Raw genomic sequence first — 17,429 nt, forward strand, 5'->3', positions numbered from 1 at the left:
TGCATCCCCCGCGACGCCCCGCATCCGTCGGCGCTCCCCCATCGGCCCGCCCTGCCCTCGCCACCCCCGCATCACGCGCTGCCGCTTCGGCCGCAGCCCCGGGCGCCGAGCCGGGTGCAATGCCAGGCGCCGTGCGAGGCCATCCCGCCGCGAGCACCCACCCCGGTCTGTCCCGCCGCGCGCTGCTCAGCCTCGGAGCACTCGCCCCGCTCGCAGCCGCCAGCTGCTCTGGCCCGCTGGGCTCCGCAGCGAGCGAGGTCTCCGTGTGGGATCTGTTCAGCGGCGCCGATGGCGAGAACATGCGCGGCATGATCGCCGAGGTGCAGGAGAGCATCGACGGGCTGACGGTCCGCCCCACCACCCTGTCCTGGGGCAACCCGTACTACACGAAGCTCGCGATGGCCTCGAGCTCGCAGGCCCCGCCGGACACCGCGATCATGCACGTCTCACGCATGCCCGGGTACGCGCCCGGCGGTCTGCTCACCCCATATGACCCGGCGCTGCTGGCCGAGGTGGGGATCCGCCAGGAGGACTTCACCCCGGCGCTGTGGGAGAGCTGCACCTATGACGGTGAGCTGTTCGCGCTGCCGCTGGACACCCACCCGTTCATCGCGTTCTTCGATCAGGCGATCGCGGAGGAGGCCGGGGTGCTGGCCTCCGACGGGACCGTGGAGATCGGCTCCCCCGAGCAGATGCAGGAGGTGGGGGCGAAGCTCGCCGAGGTCACCGGCGCCCAGGGCATCGCCTTCGGATACCTGCTGGACACCGCGCAAGCGTGGCGCCTGTTCTGGGGGCTGTTCCATCAGACCGGCGGCGAGGCGCAGATCGAGGTGGGCAAGAAAGCCGCCCTGGACATCGACGCCGCCGCGAGCGTGATCAGCGCCGTGAACTCGTGGATGGACGGCACCGTGATGCCGGACAACCTGGATTACGGTGGGGCACTCGCCTCGTTCGGCAGCGGCCGCACCGGCATGATCCTCTCCGGCGAATGGGAGCTCGGCGGGTTCCGCGAGGCCGTCGAGAATCTGGATGCGATGCCGATGCCGACGATGTTCGGCACCCCCGCGAACTACGCCGACGCCCACACCTATGTGCTGCCCGCGCAGCGCGGGACCTCTCCTGAACACACGCGGTCCGTGTATGAATTCCTCGCCGCGATGCTGCAGCAGGGCGGTCAGTGGGGCACCGCGGGTCATATCCCTGCCTATCTGCCCGCGCAGGACACCGCGGAGTACCGCGATCTGCTGCCGCAGAACCATTACGCCGCCGCCGCGGAGACCGTGGTGTTCGATCCGCCGGTGTGGTTCACCGGCGCCGGCACGGACTTCCAGAACCGGATGAGCCAGCAGCTCATCGAGGGGTTCCGCGGCACCATCGAGCCTGCCCGCTGCGCCGAAGCGCTCGTGGATGTGCTCGATGGATTCCTGTCCAGCCCCGACCCGACGGCCTGAGGAGGCCCCCATGCGCAGACACACCCCCGCTGCCTCCCGCGGTGCCCTCTGGTTCGCGGTCCCCTATGCGATCTCCTTTGCAGTGTTCCTGCTGTGGCCCATCGTCTACGGGCTGTGGATGTCGATCACCGACCAGTCGCTCGCGACCACCCGGCTGAACATCATCGGCCTGGACAACTACATCGAGGCGCTCAGCGACCCGGAGCTGTGGCAGGCCCTGTGGACCACGATCGTGTTCACGGTGGTCTCCTCGGTCCCGCTGGTGGCGCTCGCGCTGCTGCTCGCCTACCTGGTGGCCACCGGGCTGCCGGGGCAGTGGCTGTGGCGCCTGTCGTTCTTCGCGCCGTACCTGCTGCCGGTCTCGGTGGTCACCGGGATCTGGGGGATGCTGTACGCCAATGATTTCGGGCTGATCAACGGGGTGCTGGCCCGCGTCGGCACCGAACAGATCCCGTGGCTGTCCGATAAGTCGATCGCGCTGTGGGCGATCGTGCTGGTGACGCTGTGGTGGACCATCGGCTTCAACTTCCTGCTGTACCTCACGGGCATCCAGGCGATCCCCGAGCACGTGTATGAGGCGGCGCAGATCGATGGCGCCGGACCGTTCCGCCGCCTGTGGTCGGTGACGCTGCCGATGCTGCGCCCCACCACCATCTTGATCATCCTGCTGCAGCTGCTGGCGTCCATGAAGGTGTTCGACCAGGTGTTCCTGCTGACTGCCGGCGGGCCGGAGGGCTCCACGCGCGTGGTGCTGCAGTACATCTACGACGTGGGCTTCAGCGGCTACCGCCTGGGGTACTCCGCGGCGGTGTCCTACCTGTTCTTCGCCCTGATCGTGCTGATCTCCCTGGTGCAGGTCGCGCTGATGCGCCGCACCTCGAAGGAGGCCTGAGATGTCCACTGCCACCCCCACGACGACCACCCCCGTCGCCGCCCCGGGCACCTCTACGATGCGGCCGACGCTTCGGCGCGCCACCCGGCATGCGGATCGGGCAGACCAGGCGCGGATGCGGGATCTGACCCTCGGCAAGGGTCCGGTGCTGCGCACGGTTGCGTTCATCGCTCTTGCCGTCGCGGCGCTGCTGTGGGTGACGCCGATTGTCTTCTCGGTGCTCACGTCGCTGAAGACGGAGGCCGATGCGACCGCGACGCCGCTCAGCCTGTGGCCGTCGGAGGGCTTCACCCTCGAGCATTACGTGAGCGTGTTGGCCGCCGGGGATATTCCCCGCTGGATCCTCAACTCGACGGTGGTGTCGGTGCTGGTGACGGTGCTGACGCTGGCGCTGTCCGCCCCGGCGGCGTACGTGTTCTCGCGGCATCGCTTCCCGGGCCGACGCCTGCTGTTCGCTCTCACGGTCGCGGCGATCATGGTGCCGCCGCAGATCCTCATCGTGCCGCTGTTCGAGCAGATGAAGCTGCTGCGGCTCTCGGACACCCTGCTGGGTGTGGCACTGCCGCAGGTGGTGGCGCCGCTGATGGTGATCGTGCTGAAGAACTTCTTCGACCAGGTCCCGGTGGAGCTGGAGGAGGCGGCCAGGATTGACGGCGCCTCGAACCTGCGGATCCTGTGGCAGATCGTGCTGCCGCTGTCCCGCTCGATCCTCGTGGCGGTGGCGATCTTCGTGTTCATCGGTTCGTGGAACAACTTCCTGTGGCCCTTCATCGTCACGAACTCCCCGGAGCTGATGACGATCCCGGTGGGGCTGGGCACGGTGAAGAACGCCTACGGCATCCAGTACGCGCAGGGGATGGCTAGCGCGATCATCGGCGCGCTGCCACTGCTGATCCTGTTCATCCTGTTCCAGCGGCACATCGTGAAGGGCTTCGCGACGACGGGGCTCGGCGGGCAGTGACGCAGCGCTGGTAAGCCGGGGCGCGGGCGGGGCTGCGTGGGTCCGTGTAGCCCTGCCCTAGTGGCCCCGCCCGATGTCGCAGGTGGGACGTATCCTGCTGATGCGTTCGGTGGCTGCGGCGTCGCAGCGGCCGCGCGTTCCCGCCTTGCCCCGAGGAAGCGAGCGTCATCCCGTGTCCTTCAATCACGCGCAGTTCATCTGGTCCGCGGCGGACATCCTCCGCGGCACGTACAAGCAGCATCAGTACGGAGATGTGATCCTGCCGTTCACGGTGCTCTCCAGGCTGGATGCGGTGCTGGCGCCCTCCAAGCAGCGGGTGCTGGAGGTGCTCGGGGATGCGCAGTGGGATCCGGAGCCGCCGGCGGCGATGCTCCGCAACCGGGCCGGGCACGAGTACACCTTCTTCAACACCTCCCGGCATGACCTGAAGTCTCTGCAGGGCGATCCGGACAATCTCGAGGAGAACCTGCGCGACTACGTCAGCGCGTTCAGCTCCAATGTGCGGGAGATCTTCGAGAAGTACGCCTTCGAGGATCGGATCATCGAGCTGGCGCAGAACGATCTGCTGCTGCAGGTGCTGCAGCATTTCGCGAAGGTGGATCTGCATCCGAACGCGGTCTCCAACGAGCAGATGGGCCACATCTTCGAGGAGCTGATCCGCAAGTTCGCGGAGGCCTCGAACGAGACGGCCGGTGAGCACTTCACGCCGCGGGATGTCATCGATCTGATGGTGACGCTGCTGCTGGCACACGCGGAGGATCTAGGCAAGGACCATGTGGCCCGGGAGATCTACGACCCCACCGCCGGCACCGGCGGGATGCTCACGATGGCCGATGAGAAGATCAAGGCGGAGAACCCCACGGCGGAGGTCTCGCTGTATGGGCAGGAGATCAACCCGGCGTCCTACGCGATCTGCAAGGCGGACATGGTGGTGAAGGGCCAGCCGATCGACAACATTGTGCTGGGCAATACGCTGACGAACCCGGCGTTCCGGGGCCGCACCTTCCATTTCGCGCTCTCGAACCCGCCGTTCGGGGTGGACTGGAAGCAGTCCCGCAAGATCGTGACCGAGGAGCATGAGGTGCGGGGCTTCGAGGGCCGCTTCGGGCCGGGCCTGCCGCGCGTGTCCGATGGCTCCACGCTGTTCCTCATGCACCTGATCTCGAAGCTGCGCGAGCCGCAGCCGGGTGATCCGAACGCCCAGGCGGGGCGGGGTGCGATCGTGCTGAACGGCTCACCGCTGTTCACGGGCGGGGCGGGCTCCGGGGAGTCGAACATCCGCAAGTGGGTGCTGGATCAGGACTACCTGGAGGCGATCATCGGCCTGCCCACGGACATGTTCTACAACACCGGGATCGCCACCTACGTCTGGCTGCTGAACAAGGACAAGCCGGCCGGGCGTCGCGGCAAGGTTCAGCTTATCGACGCGACCGGCATGTTCGAGAAGATGCGCAAGTCCGTGGGGTCCAAGCGCAAGCAGCTGAGCCGCGAGCACATCGCGGAGATCACCCGGCTGTTCGACGTGTTCGAGGAGTCCAAGCATTCGAAGATCTTCCGCACGGAGGATTTCTTCTACCGCACCATCACGGTGGAGCGCCCGCTGCGGGTGGACTACGCGTTCTTGCCGCCGCGTGTTGAGCGGGTGATGGCGCTCCGGCAGCTGAAGAAGGCCGACGAGGGTGCGCTCGCCGCGTTCCGGTCCGGGATGGAGAAGGCGGCCGATGCCGATGGCGGCGTCACCTCGACCTCGCGCAAGGAGTTCAGCGCCCGCGTGGGCGAGATCGCCGACGAGGCGCAGCTGAAGCTCACCGCTGCGCAGCTCAAGGCGGTGCTGGGCGAGCTCGCCGAGCATGACGACGAGGGCGAGCTCGTGATGCAGGCCGGCAAGCCCCTGCCCGATGTGGCGCTGCGGGACACCGAGAACGTGCCGTGGGATGAGGACGTGACCGAGTACCTCGAGCGCGAGGTGAAGCCCTGGGCGCCCGACGCCTGGATCGACCACTCCAAGACGAAGGAAGGCGCGGAGATCCCCTTCACCCGGCACTTCTACGAGTACGTGCCGCCCAGGCCGCTCGAGGAGATCGACCGGGATCTCGACGAGGTGCTGGGGCGGATCCGGGCGCGGCTCGAGGAGGTGAAGGGGTGAGCTTCAAATGGCCAATGACCCGACTGCGCTATCTCGCAGAGTTCAATCCGCCGGTCCCTTCCTCGATCCGGCGCTCATCAGACAGACTCCTTCCGCTGTTCTCGATGGAGACCATCTCTGACTTCGGCCTTCCCCTGGCCCCCGAACTCCGCGAGACCTCGTCGCTACTCACCGGATACGCTTTCATCACCCAAGACGATGTCGCCTACGCAAAGGTGACGCCCTGCTTTGAGAATGGAAAAGGCATAGTCGGCACCGAACTCGATGGTCCAGCTTTCGCAACAACTGAGTTGACGGTGCTGCGGCCCAAACCATTGATGAACCAACGGTTCCTGTCCTATATTCTGCGTTCGGACTTGTTCAGAGGACCGGCTATCGCTTCCATGACTGGCGCAGGAGGGCTACGCAGAGTCTCCGAAACCGATATGAAAGACCTTCCAATCCCAACCCCAGGTCTTGCACTCCAGAACCGCATCTCCGACTACCTCGACCACGAGACCGCCGAGATCGATGCGTTCATCCTGGATCAGAATCGGTTGCGTCTCCTCCTGGAGGAGAAAGCTGTCGCTACGATCCAACGTGGCGTTACAGGCAGCGCCCATAACGATGCCACCAATACCGTCCCATGGCTGCCCGGACTACCGACCCCCTACAAAGTAGTCAATATTCGGCGCGTCGCCGACATGCGCACTGGACACACCCCGAACCGTTCAACTCCCGATTACTGGTCCGGAGAGCGTGTAATTCCGTGGTTCACCCTTGCAGACGTCTGGCAGCTCCGCCAGAACCGCAAGTACATGAACGAGACCGAAGAGTGCATCACTATAGAGGGCCTCGCAAACTCCGCGGCTGAGCTTCTGCCGGCCGGCACCGTTGTACTGTCACGGACTGCATCAGTGGGCTTCACCGGCGTCATGCCCAGCCCTATGGCTACAAGCCAGGATTTCTGGAACTGGGTGCCACACAAAGAACTCATTCCGGAATATCTCTGGTATCAGTTCCGAGCCATGCGTCCAGAGTTCGATCGCCTGAAGAGCGGCTCGACCCACAAAACGATCTATCAGGCTGACGCCGCCGGTATGCGAATCCTGCTTCCTTCCCTCGAGGAACAGCAACGCATCGTAGAACATCTCGACCACGCGGACTCAGTTAGCCGCGATGCTTCAGCCGATATCACCCGCGCTATCAACCTCGCCAAAGAGCGCCGCGCCGCTCTCATCACCGCCGCGGTGACGGGTCAGATCGATGTGACGCACAAGCAGCGCCCCGCGGTGGAGCAGTTGCAGGATGACCTGGAGGAGCAGGCATGAGCGGATCGGACCTCGCCAAGGAAAAAGCGTTCCAGCAGGAGATCGCCGAGCATCTTGAAGCTCACGGCTGGCTGCACTCCCCCACCTCGGCCGGGTATGACAAGCAGCGCGCCCTGTTCCCCGAGGACGTGCTGGGCTGGCTCGCCACATCGGACCCCGAGAACTTCGAGCGCCTCGTCCCGCCGGACGCCTCCCCGGAGGTCCGCGCGAAGGGCGAGAAGCAGATCCTGGATCGGCTCGAGCGGGTGCTCGCCATGCCGGAGGCGCAAGGCGGCGGAACCCTGAATGTGCTGCGCAAAGGTTTCCAGGTGATCGGCGCCCGTCGTCCCTTCTCCATGATGCAGATGCCGCCCGCTGATGACCGCAACCCGCGGCTCATCGAGCGCTACCAGGACAACCGCCTGCGCGTCATGCAGGAGGTCGTCTACTCCCCGCACAAGGCGGACCGGATCGACCTGGTGCTGTTCACCAACGGCATCCCCGTCGCCACGATCGAGCTGAAGGTCGGATTCACCCAGAGCCTCGAGGCCGCGAAGAAACAGTATCGCGATGACCGTCAGCCCCACCAAGAACCGCTGCTCACCCCGCTGCGCGGCGCGCTCGTGCACTTTGCCGTCACCGACATCGCCGTCGCTATGACCACCGCGCTCGCAGGGCCCGCCACCTTCTTCCTCCCCTTCGACAAGGGCCACGGGAATGGGGCCGGCAACCCACCCAACCCCGTCGGCCACCGCACCGCGTACTTCTGGGAAGACGTCCTGGACCGCGACGCCTGGCTGACCGTGCTCGCGAAATTCATCTACGTCAACCACTCCGAACGCACCGATCCCGTTACCGGCGAGCGCACCACCCGCAGCCAGATCCGCTTCCCCCGCTTCCACCAGTGGCGAGCCGTCAACGCCCTCGTCGCCGCCGCGAGAGTGGAAGGCCCAGGACACAAGTACCTCATCCAGCATTCAGCAGGCTCCGGGAAGACCGACTCGATCGCCTGGACCGCCCACCGCCTGGCCTCCCTCCACACCCCAGGCGGCACCAAGGTGTTCGACTCCGTGATCGTCATCGCCGACAGGCAAGTGCTGGACCGGCAGCTGCAGGACGCCGTGGATCAGCTCGTCACCCGTACCGGCACGTTCGAGCCCATCACCCGCACCGAGGGCTCCAAGACCCAGCAGCTCACCGACGCGCTGATCCGCGGGGTCCCCATCATCGGCGTGACCCTGCAGACCTTCCCGTACGCGCTCGAGGCCATGAAGAAGAGCGACAAGCAGCTCGCCGGGAAGAGCTTCGCCGTGATCGCCGATGAAGCCCACTCCTCGCAGACCGGCAGCGCCTCCTCCGCCCTGAAACGACTGCTGTACTCCGCGGACGCTGAGGCGGAGGAAGAGATGGATGCGGATGCGGACCAGGAGGCATTGACCCGCATGGCCGCCAGCGCCGATGAATCCCGGCGCATCAGCTTCTTCGCCTTCACCGCCACCCCGAAGGTGGGGACGCTCGAGACGTTCGGCCGCAAACCCTCCCCCGACGAGTCCGCCGTGCCCTTCGACCTGTACTCCATGAAACAGGCCATCGAAGAGGGGTTCATCCTCGACGTGCTGCGCAACTACACCACCTACGAGATGGCCGCGCGGATCGCCCGCAACGGGCAGGCCGGCGGAACCGAAGACGAGATCGACATCCGCACCGGCACCCGCGCCTACATCCGGGCCGTCGAGCTGCACCCCACGAACATCGACTCCAAGGTCCGCGAGATCATCCGGCACTTTACGGGCGTGGTGCAGCACGAGCTGGGCGGGCGGGCCAAGGCCATGGTCGTCACCGCCTCCCGCGCCGCGGCCGTCGAGTACGCGCGGCGGTTCCGGGCCATCAGCGAGGCTGAAGGCCACGACCTGCAGGCCCTCGTCGCGTTCTCCGGGGAGGTGCCGGATCCGGAGGTGCCGGAGGTTCCCGGGAAGGAGCGGCGCACCGTCACCGAAGCGTCGATGAACGAGCAGCTGCGTGGGCGGGACCTCGCCAAGGTGTTCGAGGAGCCCGGGCAGCATGTGCTCATCGTCGCCAACAAGTACCAGACCGGGTTCGACCAGCCGCGGCTGGTGGCGATGTACATCGACAAGGAGCTGCGGGGCATCACCGCTGTGCAGACCCTCTCGCGGCTGAACCGCACCATGCCCGGCAAAAGCGCCACCTACGTGCTGGACTTCCAGGACCAGGCCGAACAGATCGAAGCCGCGTTCCAGGAGTACTACGAAGACGCGCAAATCCAGCAGAGCTCCGACCCTGAGCTCGTGGCGAACCTGCTCATGAAGCTCGACGCCACCGGCATCTACACCCAGGCCGAAGTGGACCAGGTGTGGGCGGCCTGGATCAAGAAAGGCGGGCGACCCTCCGGACTCGCGCCCGCCCTCGAGCAGGCCGTCGAACGCTTCGCCGTGCGCTGGCAGCGGGCGATCTATGACGGCGATGCCACAGCGCGAGAGGAGCTGCTGGACTTCCGCTCCACCCTGCGGCAGTACGTCACCAGCTACGCGTTCTTCTCCCAGATCCTCCACTTCGGCGACCCGCGGTTCGAGAAATTCTCCGTGTTCGCCGACCTGCTGTCCCGCAAGCTGCGCCTGTTCTCCGACCAGGACGTGGACCCCGGGGCCGTGGACGTCGATGACGTGCTGCTCACCCACTACAAACTCGAGAAGCTCCGCGAAGAGCAGCTGGAGCTCTCGCCCGGGAAGGCCGAGGGGCTGCGCGGCATGACCGAGGCCGGGATGGCGCAGTCCCGCGAGCGCGCACGCGCCAGCCGCGCCGCCGTGATCGAGAAGGTCAACAAGTACTTCGGCGACCTCGACGAGCGACCCGAGTACGTGGTGGGGATGCTCGAGAACCTCACCGGGGAGATGCTGGAGAACCCCACCGTGCGCGGCATCGCCAAAGCCAACACCGCCGCGGACTTCATGCGCTCCTCCGGCGCCGTGCGCGCCCTCGAGGACGCGCTGTGGAGCACCGAGCAGTCCCAGGAGGCTGTCATCAAGTTCAGCCGCAACAACGTCGGGTCGAAGCAGCTGCTCGAGCTGCTCGTGGAGGCGTTCGGGCTGTGGGAGAAGATTCAGGGGGATGAAGGGGAGGAGACAAAGGACTAGCGGTGGTGCACGCGGGGCCGTGCTCGCTGAGGGCACTTGAGCGCCCTTGCGCGGTGTCGCTGTGGACTCGGGTCATCCACCGCAAGGGCTACGGCGCGCCCCATCCCTTACGGGGGTCGGCGGCTGCTAGCTGGCGCAGGGCGTTCGGCCCCATGACGAGGTCCGGGAAGTCATCGTGGCTCGTAGAGCTCGGCGGCACGCCGCGCGTCGCCCCCAGCGACATCAAGGTATGCCTGATGGCGCGCTGTGCCCAGAAGCACGGGGAGAGCCTCTTCAGCGGACATGGCGGTCATGCTACGGTCGGACCATCGAGCGACGGGCTAGGACTGTCGCGAATACTCCGGCAACCCCACACCCGACGGTGTGGGGTTGCTTGTTTCTCAGGGCGCCTCAAGAAGGCCTGCCCGCACACATATTTTGTCTTATAGCCCACGAGCACCGGCGTGACCAGCTCACCTTCCGCTCCTCTGTCGGATGGCTGATCTATCGTTCTAGACTCAAAGCCCTGAGGAGGTGCCCGCGATGAGCATCAGCACAGTGACGTACATGTCTGAAGAGCAGGCTCAGCATCGCTACGAGGAGCTCGCTCGCCAGGTCTCCGATCTCGCCGGCTTCAAGGAGCGCGGGGCCAACTATGAGCTCGACGCCGACGATGCTGCGATCTACGACGAGCTGTTGAGCCTTGAGTTCCTCCTTGGACGGGAATGACCGCGGCGGCGAGCTCGAGCAGAAGGCACGGGAGCTCGCGGACGGTCTCACGGCGATCGCCCGAACGGTCGCGCCCTCGTGCGCCCCGTTCACTGCGCGATACGTGGACAATCGCGTTGCTATAACTCAGGGAGACCCCGACGGCATCACCCTTCACGCGAGCAATCAGCCTGTGCTCGCCTTGAAGGTCAGTATGTCCTGCGAATGGGACCTTGAGAGGAAGTTCCTGGCGGTCCACTCATCGAAGATCGAGGTGCTCGCGTCCGTGAGCCGCGAGCCTCTATTCCGCTTCGAGTACGTACGCGGCGCGAACAGTGTGCCTGCCGCGCACTTGCAGGTGCACGCACACAGAGATGCGATGACGTACGTCATGACTACCGTGGGTCGCACATCGAAACGACCAGGGCGCTCGGCCAAGACCGACGGACTTCCCAAGCTTCAGGATCTTCATTTCCCCCTCGGAGGGCACCGGTTCCGGCCCGCCTTGGAGGATGTCGTCGAGATGCTCATCGACGAGTTCAATCTTGATCATGAACTTGACGCGCGCGAGGTTCTCGCCGAGCATCGCGAAACCTGGCGGTTGACGCAGACCAAGGCCGCCGTACGCGATGCTCCCGAGGCGGCTATCGAGGCCCTGACCTCGATGGGCTACTCCATCTCACCTCCCGAGGACACTCCCCCTCCGCGCCATCATGGGCGACTCCGGGCTCTGTAACTGACTCCGCTGGCAAGACATGGCCAGCGTGCATCTACCCTCAAGGCGTGAGCACCTCCTCGACCTCCCCGGACCCGCGCAGCGCATCGTCGCGTGCTGGGCTCGCGGGTCCCGCGGCGGACGTCGGCCGCTGGTTCTCCACCGCCGCGCGCGCCGGTGCCCCGGCCGCCGCCACCCCGTCGGCCCGCAGCATCCTGCGCATGCCGGCCTGGGGGCCGGTGCCCGGCGCCGAGTACGGCCATCTGAGCAGCGAGGCGGAGTCCGCGGCGGCGCTCGAGCTGCTGCGCGGGCCGCCGGTAACGGTGCTGACCGGCGCGGGCATGTCCACCGATTCGGGGCTGCCGGATTATCGCGGCCGGGATGCGGTGCCCCGCGCACCGATGACGTACCAGGAGTTCATGGGCTCGGATCTGTCGCGGCGGCGGTACTGGGCGCGCTCCACCGTGGGGTGGGAGCAGTTCCGCACCGCCCGCCCGAACGCCGCGCATCACCTGCTCGCACAGCTCGCCCCGGAGCCGCTCGACGTCACCGCCGTGATCACGCAGAACGTCGATGGTCTGCATCAGGAGGCTGGCTCGGATCCGGTCATCGACCTGCATGGACGGCTGGATCGGGTGCGCTGCCAGAGCTGCGATGCGCTCTCCTCCCGCGCCGGCCTGCATGCTCGGCTGCTGCAGCTGAACCCCGAGCTCGCCGCGCGGCTGCCGGACCTCGCGCGCGATGCCGCGCGGGCCCCCGACGGGGATGCGGAAGTGGACCGCACCAGCACGTTCCGCTACCCGCCGTGCCCGCTGTGCGGCGGGATCCTCAAACCCGATGTGGTGTTCTTCGGGGAGTCGGCCCGGCGCGAGGTGGTGGCCGATGCTTTCGCCGCGCTCGAGGTCTCGCAGGCGCTGCTGGTGCTGGGGTCTTCGCTCACCGTGCAGTCCGGGCTGCGGTTCGTGCGCGCGGCGCGGAAGGCGGACAAGCCTGTGGTGATCCTCGGCGATGGCCCCACCCGCGGGGATGAGCACGCCACCGCCCGGCTGCACGGCCGGCTCGATGTGCTGCTAAGGCGGTGGGCTGGGGAGGCGTGAGAGCAGCGCGCGCCGCGTCCGGCGCTCAGCGCACCCCCGCCCCCTCACTCCTTCGGGAACGTCGGCAGCACCTCGCCGGCCATGCGCTCGAGCACGCGCACCACCTGGCAGGAGTAGCCGTACTCGTTGTCGTACCAGACGTAGACGATGGCGGTGCGGCCCTCGTCGGACACGATCGTGGCGAGCCCATCCACGATCCCGCCGCGCGAGGAGCCGACGAAGTCGGTGGAGACCACCTCGGGCGAGGCGATGTAGTCGATCTGGGTGCGCATCGGGCCGCGCAGGGACTCGCGGCGCAGCCGACGGTTCAGCTCCTCCACGCTCGTAGGCCGGGTGAGCCGCACATTCAGCACCGCCATCGACACATCCGGGGTGGGCACGCGGATCGCGTTACCGGTGAGCTTCCCCTCCAGCTCCGGCAGCGCCTTCGCGACCGCCTTCGCGGCGCCGGTGTCCGTGAGCAGCATGTTCAGTGTGGCGGCGCGGCCGCGACGCGGGCCCTTGTGGAAGTTGTCCGTGAGGTTCTGGTCGTTGGTGAAGGAATGCGCGGTCTCCACATGCCCGTGCTCGATCCCCCACTCGTCCTGCAGCACCTTCAGCACCGGGGTGATCGCGTTCGTGGTGCAGGACGCGGCCGTAAGGATCTGGTCCTCATCGGTGATGTCCTGCGTGTTCACGCCGTACACGATGTTCTTCAGCCCGCCCTTGCCCGGCGCGGTCAGCAGCACCTTCGCCACACCCCTGCCGCGCAGGTGCTGGCTGAGCCCCTCCTCGTCGCGCCACCGCCCGGTGTTGTCCACCACGATCGCGTCATGGATCCCGTACTGGGTGTAGTCCACGCTCGCGGGGTCGTTGGAGTAGATCACCTGGATGCGGGTGCCGTTGGCGGTGATCGTGTTCGCATCCTCATCCACGGTGATGGTGCCGGCGAAAGCGCCGTGGATCGAGTCGCGCCGCAGCAGGGAGGCGCGCTTGTGGATGTCATCCTCGGAGTTCTTACGCACCACGACGGCGCGCAGGCGCATGGTGGAGCCACCGCCGGCATGGCCGACGAGGATCCGCGCCAGCAGACGGCCGATGCGCCCGAAACCGTAGAGCACCACATCCGTGGGCTCCTTCACGCCCTGCCCGCCACCGCCGACGATGTCCGCGAGAGCCTGATCAAGGTAGGCGCGCACATCGGTGTGCTCACTGCGCGCGAAACCGTTGGCCAGCAGCGCGAGGTCCACGCTCGCGGCACCGAGGTCCATCTGGGCCATCTCCTGGACCAGCGGGAAGGTGCGGGCGATCGGCAGCTCCGCCTCATCGACCTGGCGGGCGAAGCGGTGTGCCTTGAGGATGTCGATCACGCCGCGGCGCACCAGCGGCCGCCCGTAGATCGACAGCACCACATTGTGGCGTCGGTGCAGGGTGCCGATCAGCGGCACCATCTGCTCGGCGAGAGTCTCGGCATCCTGCCAGGCCTCGAGCACGGCCTGGGTCATCTGGGCGGGGGTCTGATCGGAGGGCTGCTGAGCCACGGGGCGCTGTCCTTGCTGGCACCGGCGGCAACGCTGCCGCACCGCGGGCACCGGATGAGGGGCGTGCAGGAATCAGGGCCGACGGGGGCGTCCTCGACCCATCACCGCCATCGTAGGCGGCGCTGAGGTGCGGGAACCGCCGCCTACCCCCTCACGCGTCCGGTGTGCCGGACGCCGTGAGGACCGTGGTGAGGGCTCGCAGATCTGCCGGGGTCAGGGTGCGGATCTCGAGCATCGGATCCGCGGCCGCGGGGTCGATCGCCTCCACGCTCATGAGGCCCTCCGGGGTGGCGTACGTGCTCAGCTGCTGCACAGCCCCATCCGCCGTGGTCACCCGAGTCAGGACCGTGAGCGCCCGCGCGGAGGCGAGGCACTGGGCGAGCGGATGCGCCGCCAGCTGCGCGGCAGGGACCTGCGCGGACTGCGTCTGCGCGGCGGGGGCCTGCAGCGGATCGACGAAGGCGGCCAGGCGTTCGGCGGCGAGCTGCGGACCCAGCGCGGTGAAGCGGTGGATGCCGGAGGCGGTGACCTCCTCCTCGAGCACGCCCGAGGAGTGGGCGTAGATGTGCAGGCGGTGCACCTGCTGGCCGGAGTCGGTGGGGACGGTGCGCTCGGCGGTGGTGAACACCGCGGCGGTGCGGCGCAGCACCAGGCAGGCGGCGAGATCCGGGGCGGCCCGCCAGCTGCGCGCACCGGTTTCCGGGTCCACGGCCACGAGCACCTGCTCCGCAGCGATGAGAGTGCGCAGGGCGACACCAGCGGCGAAGGCCTGCTGCTCACGGTGCTCCTCAAGCCACGGCAACGCCACGAACTGCGGGCGGGCGTAACCGTCGAGACCGGCGAGCTGCTCATCGGTCAGCGCGGTGACCAGCTGCGGTTCGCTGTCATCGGCCCCGGTCAGCAGCTCCTTCGCGGCGGCGACATCCGCGGGGGTGTAAGCGGCGGGAGCCTGCGGGTCGGTGCCGCCGATGCCCGCGGGCAGGTCCGGCACCTCAGTGGGGTTCTCGGGCAGCGGCGCGGTGGGCATGCTTCGAGCGTACCGATGCGGGGTGGGGCGGCGCGGGGCCGGGGCCGGGCGAAAGAGCGCGGGGTAGTGCGAGGCCGGAGGTAGCGCCGGGCAACACGAGGCCGGGGGTAGCGCGGGGCAGCGCGAGGCCTTGCAGGACGGCACGGGTGGCAGGGGCGCCGGGGGAAGCGGAGGGAATCGACCTCTCAGCGGCACGGTGCGTGCAATACGCAGGGCTCGTGCCGCTAAGAGGTCATTTTCCTCCGCCCACACCCGGCACAGCCTGCCCCGGCACTCCCTTCCCCCGAACCCGCGCCCTCACTCCCGCTCACCCCAGATGACACGATGGGCCTATGCCTCGCCTGCTGCCTGCGCCCGCGTACTTTGCCTCCCTGCCCAAGGTCATCTCCTCCGCGGCGGTGATCCTGCGGGATGAGACCGGGCGGGTGCTCATCGAGGACCCGAACTACAAGCCGCACTGGCTGCTGCCGGGCGGAAGCGTGGATCCCGGGGAGGATCCGCGGCAGACCGCCGAGCGGGAGGTCCGCGAGGAGCTGGGCCTTGAGGTGCAGGTGGGGCGGCTGCTGACCGTGGACTGGAAGGGCTCCGACGCGATGCGCTCCTCCCCCATGGGCGTGCATTTCTTATTCGACGCCGGGGTGATCCCCGCGGCAGAGCTTGAGGCGAGCGTGGTGGTGCAGCAGGAGGAGCTCGACGGCTGGCGGCTCGTGCCCGAGGCGGAGCTGGGGATGCTGGGGCGGTGGAATGCGGCCCGGGCCCGCCGTGCCCTCGCCGTGCTGCACGGCACGGCGAGCGTGGATCTCGTGGCGGAGTGAGGCGCCGCGGGGCGCCGCCGAGACACACTTCCTGCCACAGTGACATCATGTGGGGGCATGCCTCTGCCCCCTCTGACCACTGCCCCGCGCTCCTCTCCCCGGAGGCCCCTGATGACCCGCACCCGTTCCGCGACCGTGCCCGACACCGACCCGTCGGCCCCTCACCTCACCCGTTCACAGCGACTGGACCGCCTGCCGTTCACCCGCCAGCACGGGAAGATGCTGGGGGCCTCCGGCATCGGCTGGGCGCTGGATGCGATGGATGTGGGGCTCGTGTCCTTCATCATCGCGGCACTCGGGATGCACTGGGGCATCGGCAAGGAGGAGGGGTCGCTGATCGCGTCTGCGGGATTTGCGGGCATGGCGATCGGGGCGAGCCTGGGTGGGTTGCTGGCGGACCGGATCGGACGGCGGTCGGTGTTCGCGCTGACGCTTCTGGTCTACGGCCTGGCCACGGGCGCGTCGGCCCTCGCGATGGGCGTGGGGGCCCTGATCGCGCTGCGCTTCGTGGTGGGGCTGGGGCTCGGGGCGGAGCTGCCGGTGGCCTCGACGCTCATGAGCGAGTTCGCGCCGGCCCGGATCCGCGGCCGGGTGATCGTGTGGCTCGAGGCGTTCTGGGCGCTGGGCTGGATCCTCGCCGCGGTGATCGGCACGTTCGTGGCGGCATCGGGGCCGACGGGCTGGCGGTGGGCGCTCGCCCTGGGGATGGTGCCAGCGCTGTGGTCGCTCGTGATCCGGCTGGGAATGCCGGAGTCGGTGCGGTTCTTGGAGCAGAAGGGCCGGTATGAGGAGGCGGAACAGATCGTCCGCCAGTTGGAGGACTCCGCCGGGATGGGGGCCGACGGGGATGCGCCGGGCTCGGGGCATGTCCCGGGTGATCCGGTGGCGGCCGATGCGGCGGCGTCTGGGCAGGGGTCGTCGGGCCAGGGGCGTGCCTCGGGCGGCCGGGTGGCGGCCGATGCGGTGGGCGCCGTGCCGGAGGCCGACCAGGTGGGCGAGGGCGGGATCTGGTCGCGGGGGCTGCGCGGCCGCACCGCAGGCCTGTGGACGGTCTGGTTCTGCATCAACCTGGCCTATTACGGGGCGTTCATCTGGATCCCGACGCTGCTGGTGGATCGCGGTTTCGACCTCACGACCTCCTTCACGTTCACGCTGATCATCACCCTGGCGCAGATCCCGGGGTATGCGGCGGCGGCGTGGCTGATCGAGGTAATCGGGCGGCGCTGGACGCTCACGGCGTTCCTGGCCGGCTCGGCGCTGTCCGCGGTGGGCTACGGCCTGGCCGATACGGAGGCGATGATCATCCTGGCCGGCTGCCTGCTGAGCTTCTTCAACCTGGGGGCGTGGGGCGCGCTGTATGCGATCGGCCCGGAGCTGTATCCCACCGCGGTGCGCGGAACCGGCACGGGTGCTGCGGCGGCATTCGGGCGGGTGGCGTCGATCCTCGCGCCGTTCATGGTGCCGGTGCTGGTGGGAACAGGCGGGCAGGTGCTCGCCTTCGTGGCCTTCGCCCTGGCCTTCGCCGTGGCCTCCGCGGCAGCGTTCACCCTGCCCGAGCAGCGGGGCAAGGCACTCGCGGACTGAACTAGCGCGGCCAATGCCGGAGCCACCCCATACCTCTGCGGCGCGACGCCCCCACCATGCTTTGCACATTTCCGGGCATACGCCGCCGAACAT

At 67.8% G+C, this 17,429-nt stretch carries 13 protein-coding genes; 11 read left to right on the forward strand and 2 right to left on the reverse strand.

Annotated features, from left to right (window positions below; all coding sequences use genetic code 11):
* Positions 1-131: 131 nt before the first annotated feature.
* From MU407_RS04810 to MU407_RS04850, 9 genes are all read left to right on the forward strand, one after another.
* Positions 132-1,451: an extracellular solute-binding protein gene (locus tag MU407_RS04810; protein ID WP_246955761.1), complete on the forward strand. Its 1,320-nt coding sequence runs from the start codon at positions 132-134 to the stop codon at positions 1,449-1,451.
* 10 nt (positions 1,452-1,461) lie between these two features.
* Positions 1,462-2,343 carry a sugar ABC transporter permease gene (locus tag MU407_RS04815; RefSeq protein WP_246955763.1) on the forward strand — a complete coding sequence of 294 codons (882 nt, stop codon included), beginning with the start codon at positions 1,462-1,464 and terminating at the stop codon, positions 2,341-2,343.
* 1 nt (position 2,344) lies between these two features.
* Complete coding sequence (locus tag MU407_RS04820; RefSeq protein WP_246955765.1) at positions 2,345-3,304, forward strand: carbohydrate ABC transporter permease; 960 nt, start codon at positions 2,345-2,347, stop codon at positions 3,302-3,304.
* A gap of 172 nt (positions 3,305-3,476) precedes the next feature.
* Complete coding sequence (locus tag MU407_RS04825; RefSeq protein WP_246955767.1) at positions 3,477-5,450, forward strand: class I SAM-dependent DNA methyltransferase; 1,974 nt, start codon at positions 3,477-3,479, stop codon at positions 5,448-5,450.
* On the forward strand, positions 5,447-6,760 hold the full coding sequence (locus MU407_RS04830; protein WP_246955769.1) for a restriction endonuclease subunit S: 1,314 nt from the start codon (positions 5,447-5,449) through the stop codon (positions 6,758-6,760). The genes MU407_RS04825 and MU407_RS04830 overlap by 4 nt, the downstream gene beginning before the upstream one ends.
* Positions 6,757-9,891, forward strand: coding sequence for a type I restriction endonuclease (locus MU407_RS04835; protein WP_246955771.1), 3,135 nt, complete (start codon positions 6,757-6,759; stop codon positions 9,889-9,891). The genes MU407_RS04830 and MU407_RS04835 overlap by 4 nt, the downstream gene beginning before the upstream one ends.
* Before the next feature lie 522 nt (positions 9,892-10,413).
* A complete protein-coding gene (locus tag MU407_RS04840) occupies positions 10,414-10,599 on the forward strand; it encodes a hypothetical protein (RefSeq protein WP_246955773.1) in 186 nt (61 codons plus the stop codon).
* Between the two features lie 103 nt (positions 10,600-10,702).
* Entirely contained in the window at positions 10,703-11,314 is a 612-nt protein-coding gene (locus tag MU407_RS04845) for a hypothetical protein (protein WP_246955775.1), read from the forward strand.
* A 47-nt stretch (positions 11,315-11,361) separates the two neighbouring features.
* On the forward strand, positions 11,362-12,390 hold the full coding sequence (locus tag MU407_RS04850) for a Sir2 family NAD-dependent protein deacetylase (RefSeq protein WP_246955777.1): 1,029 nt from the start codon (positions 11,362-11,364) through the stop codon (positions 12,388-12,390).
* 44 nt (positions 12,391-12,434) lie between these two features.
* On the opposite strand, the gene MU407_RS04855 is transcribed toward MU407_RS04850, so the two are convergent.
* Positions 12,435-13,874 (reverse strand): glyceraldehyde-3-phosphate dehydrogenase, encoded by a 1,440-nt coding sequence (locus tag MU407_RS04855; protein ID WP_246955832.1) that lies wholly within the window; start codon positions 13,872-13,874, stop codon positions 12,435-12,437.
* 187 nt (positions 13,875-14,061) lie between these two features.
* Positions 14,062-14,937 carry a hypothetical protein gene (locus MU407_RS04860; protein ID WP_246955779.1) on the reverse strand — a complete coding sequence of 292 codons (876 nt, stop codon included), beginning with the start codon at positions 14,935-14,937 and terminating at the stop codon, positions 14,062-14,064.
* Between the two features lie 332 nt (positions 14,938-15,269).
* On the opposite strand from MU407_RS04860, the gene MU407_RS04865 reads away from it, so the two are divergent.
* Both MU407_RS04865 and MU407_RS04870 read left to right on the forward strand, forming a co-directional pair.
* Positions 15,270-15,752: an NUDIX hydrolase gene (locus tag MU407_RS04865; protein WP_246955781.1), complete on the forward strand. Its 483-nt coding sequence runs from the start codon at positions 15,270-15,272 to the stop codon at positions 15,750-15,752.
* Between the two features lie 111 nt (positions 15,753-15,863).
* Positions 15,864-17,336 (forward strand): MFS transporter, encoded by a 1,473-nt coding sequence (locus MU407_RS04870; RefSeq protein WP_246955783.1) that lies wholly within the window; start codon positions 15,864-15,866, stop codon positions 17,334-17,336.
* Positions 17,337-17,429 lie beyond the last annotated feature (93 nt).

It is taken from the genome of Brachybacterium sp. Marseille-Q7125 (assembly GCF_023062615.1).
GTDB lineage: Bacteria > Actinomycetota > Actinomycetes > Actinomycetales > Dermabacteraceae > Brachybacterium.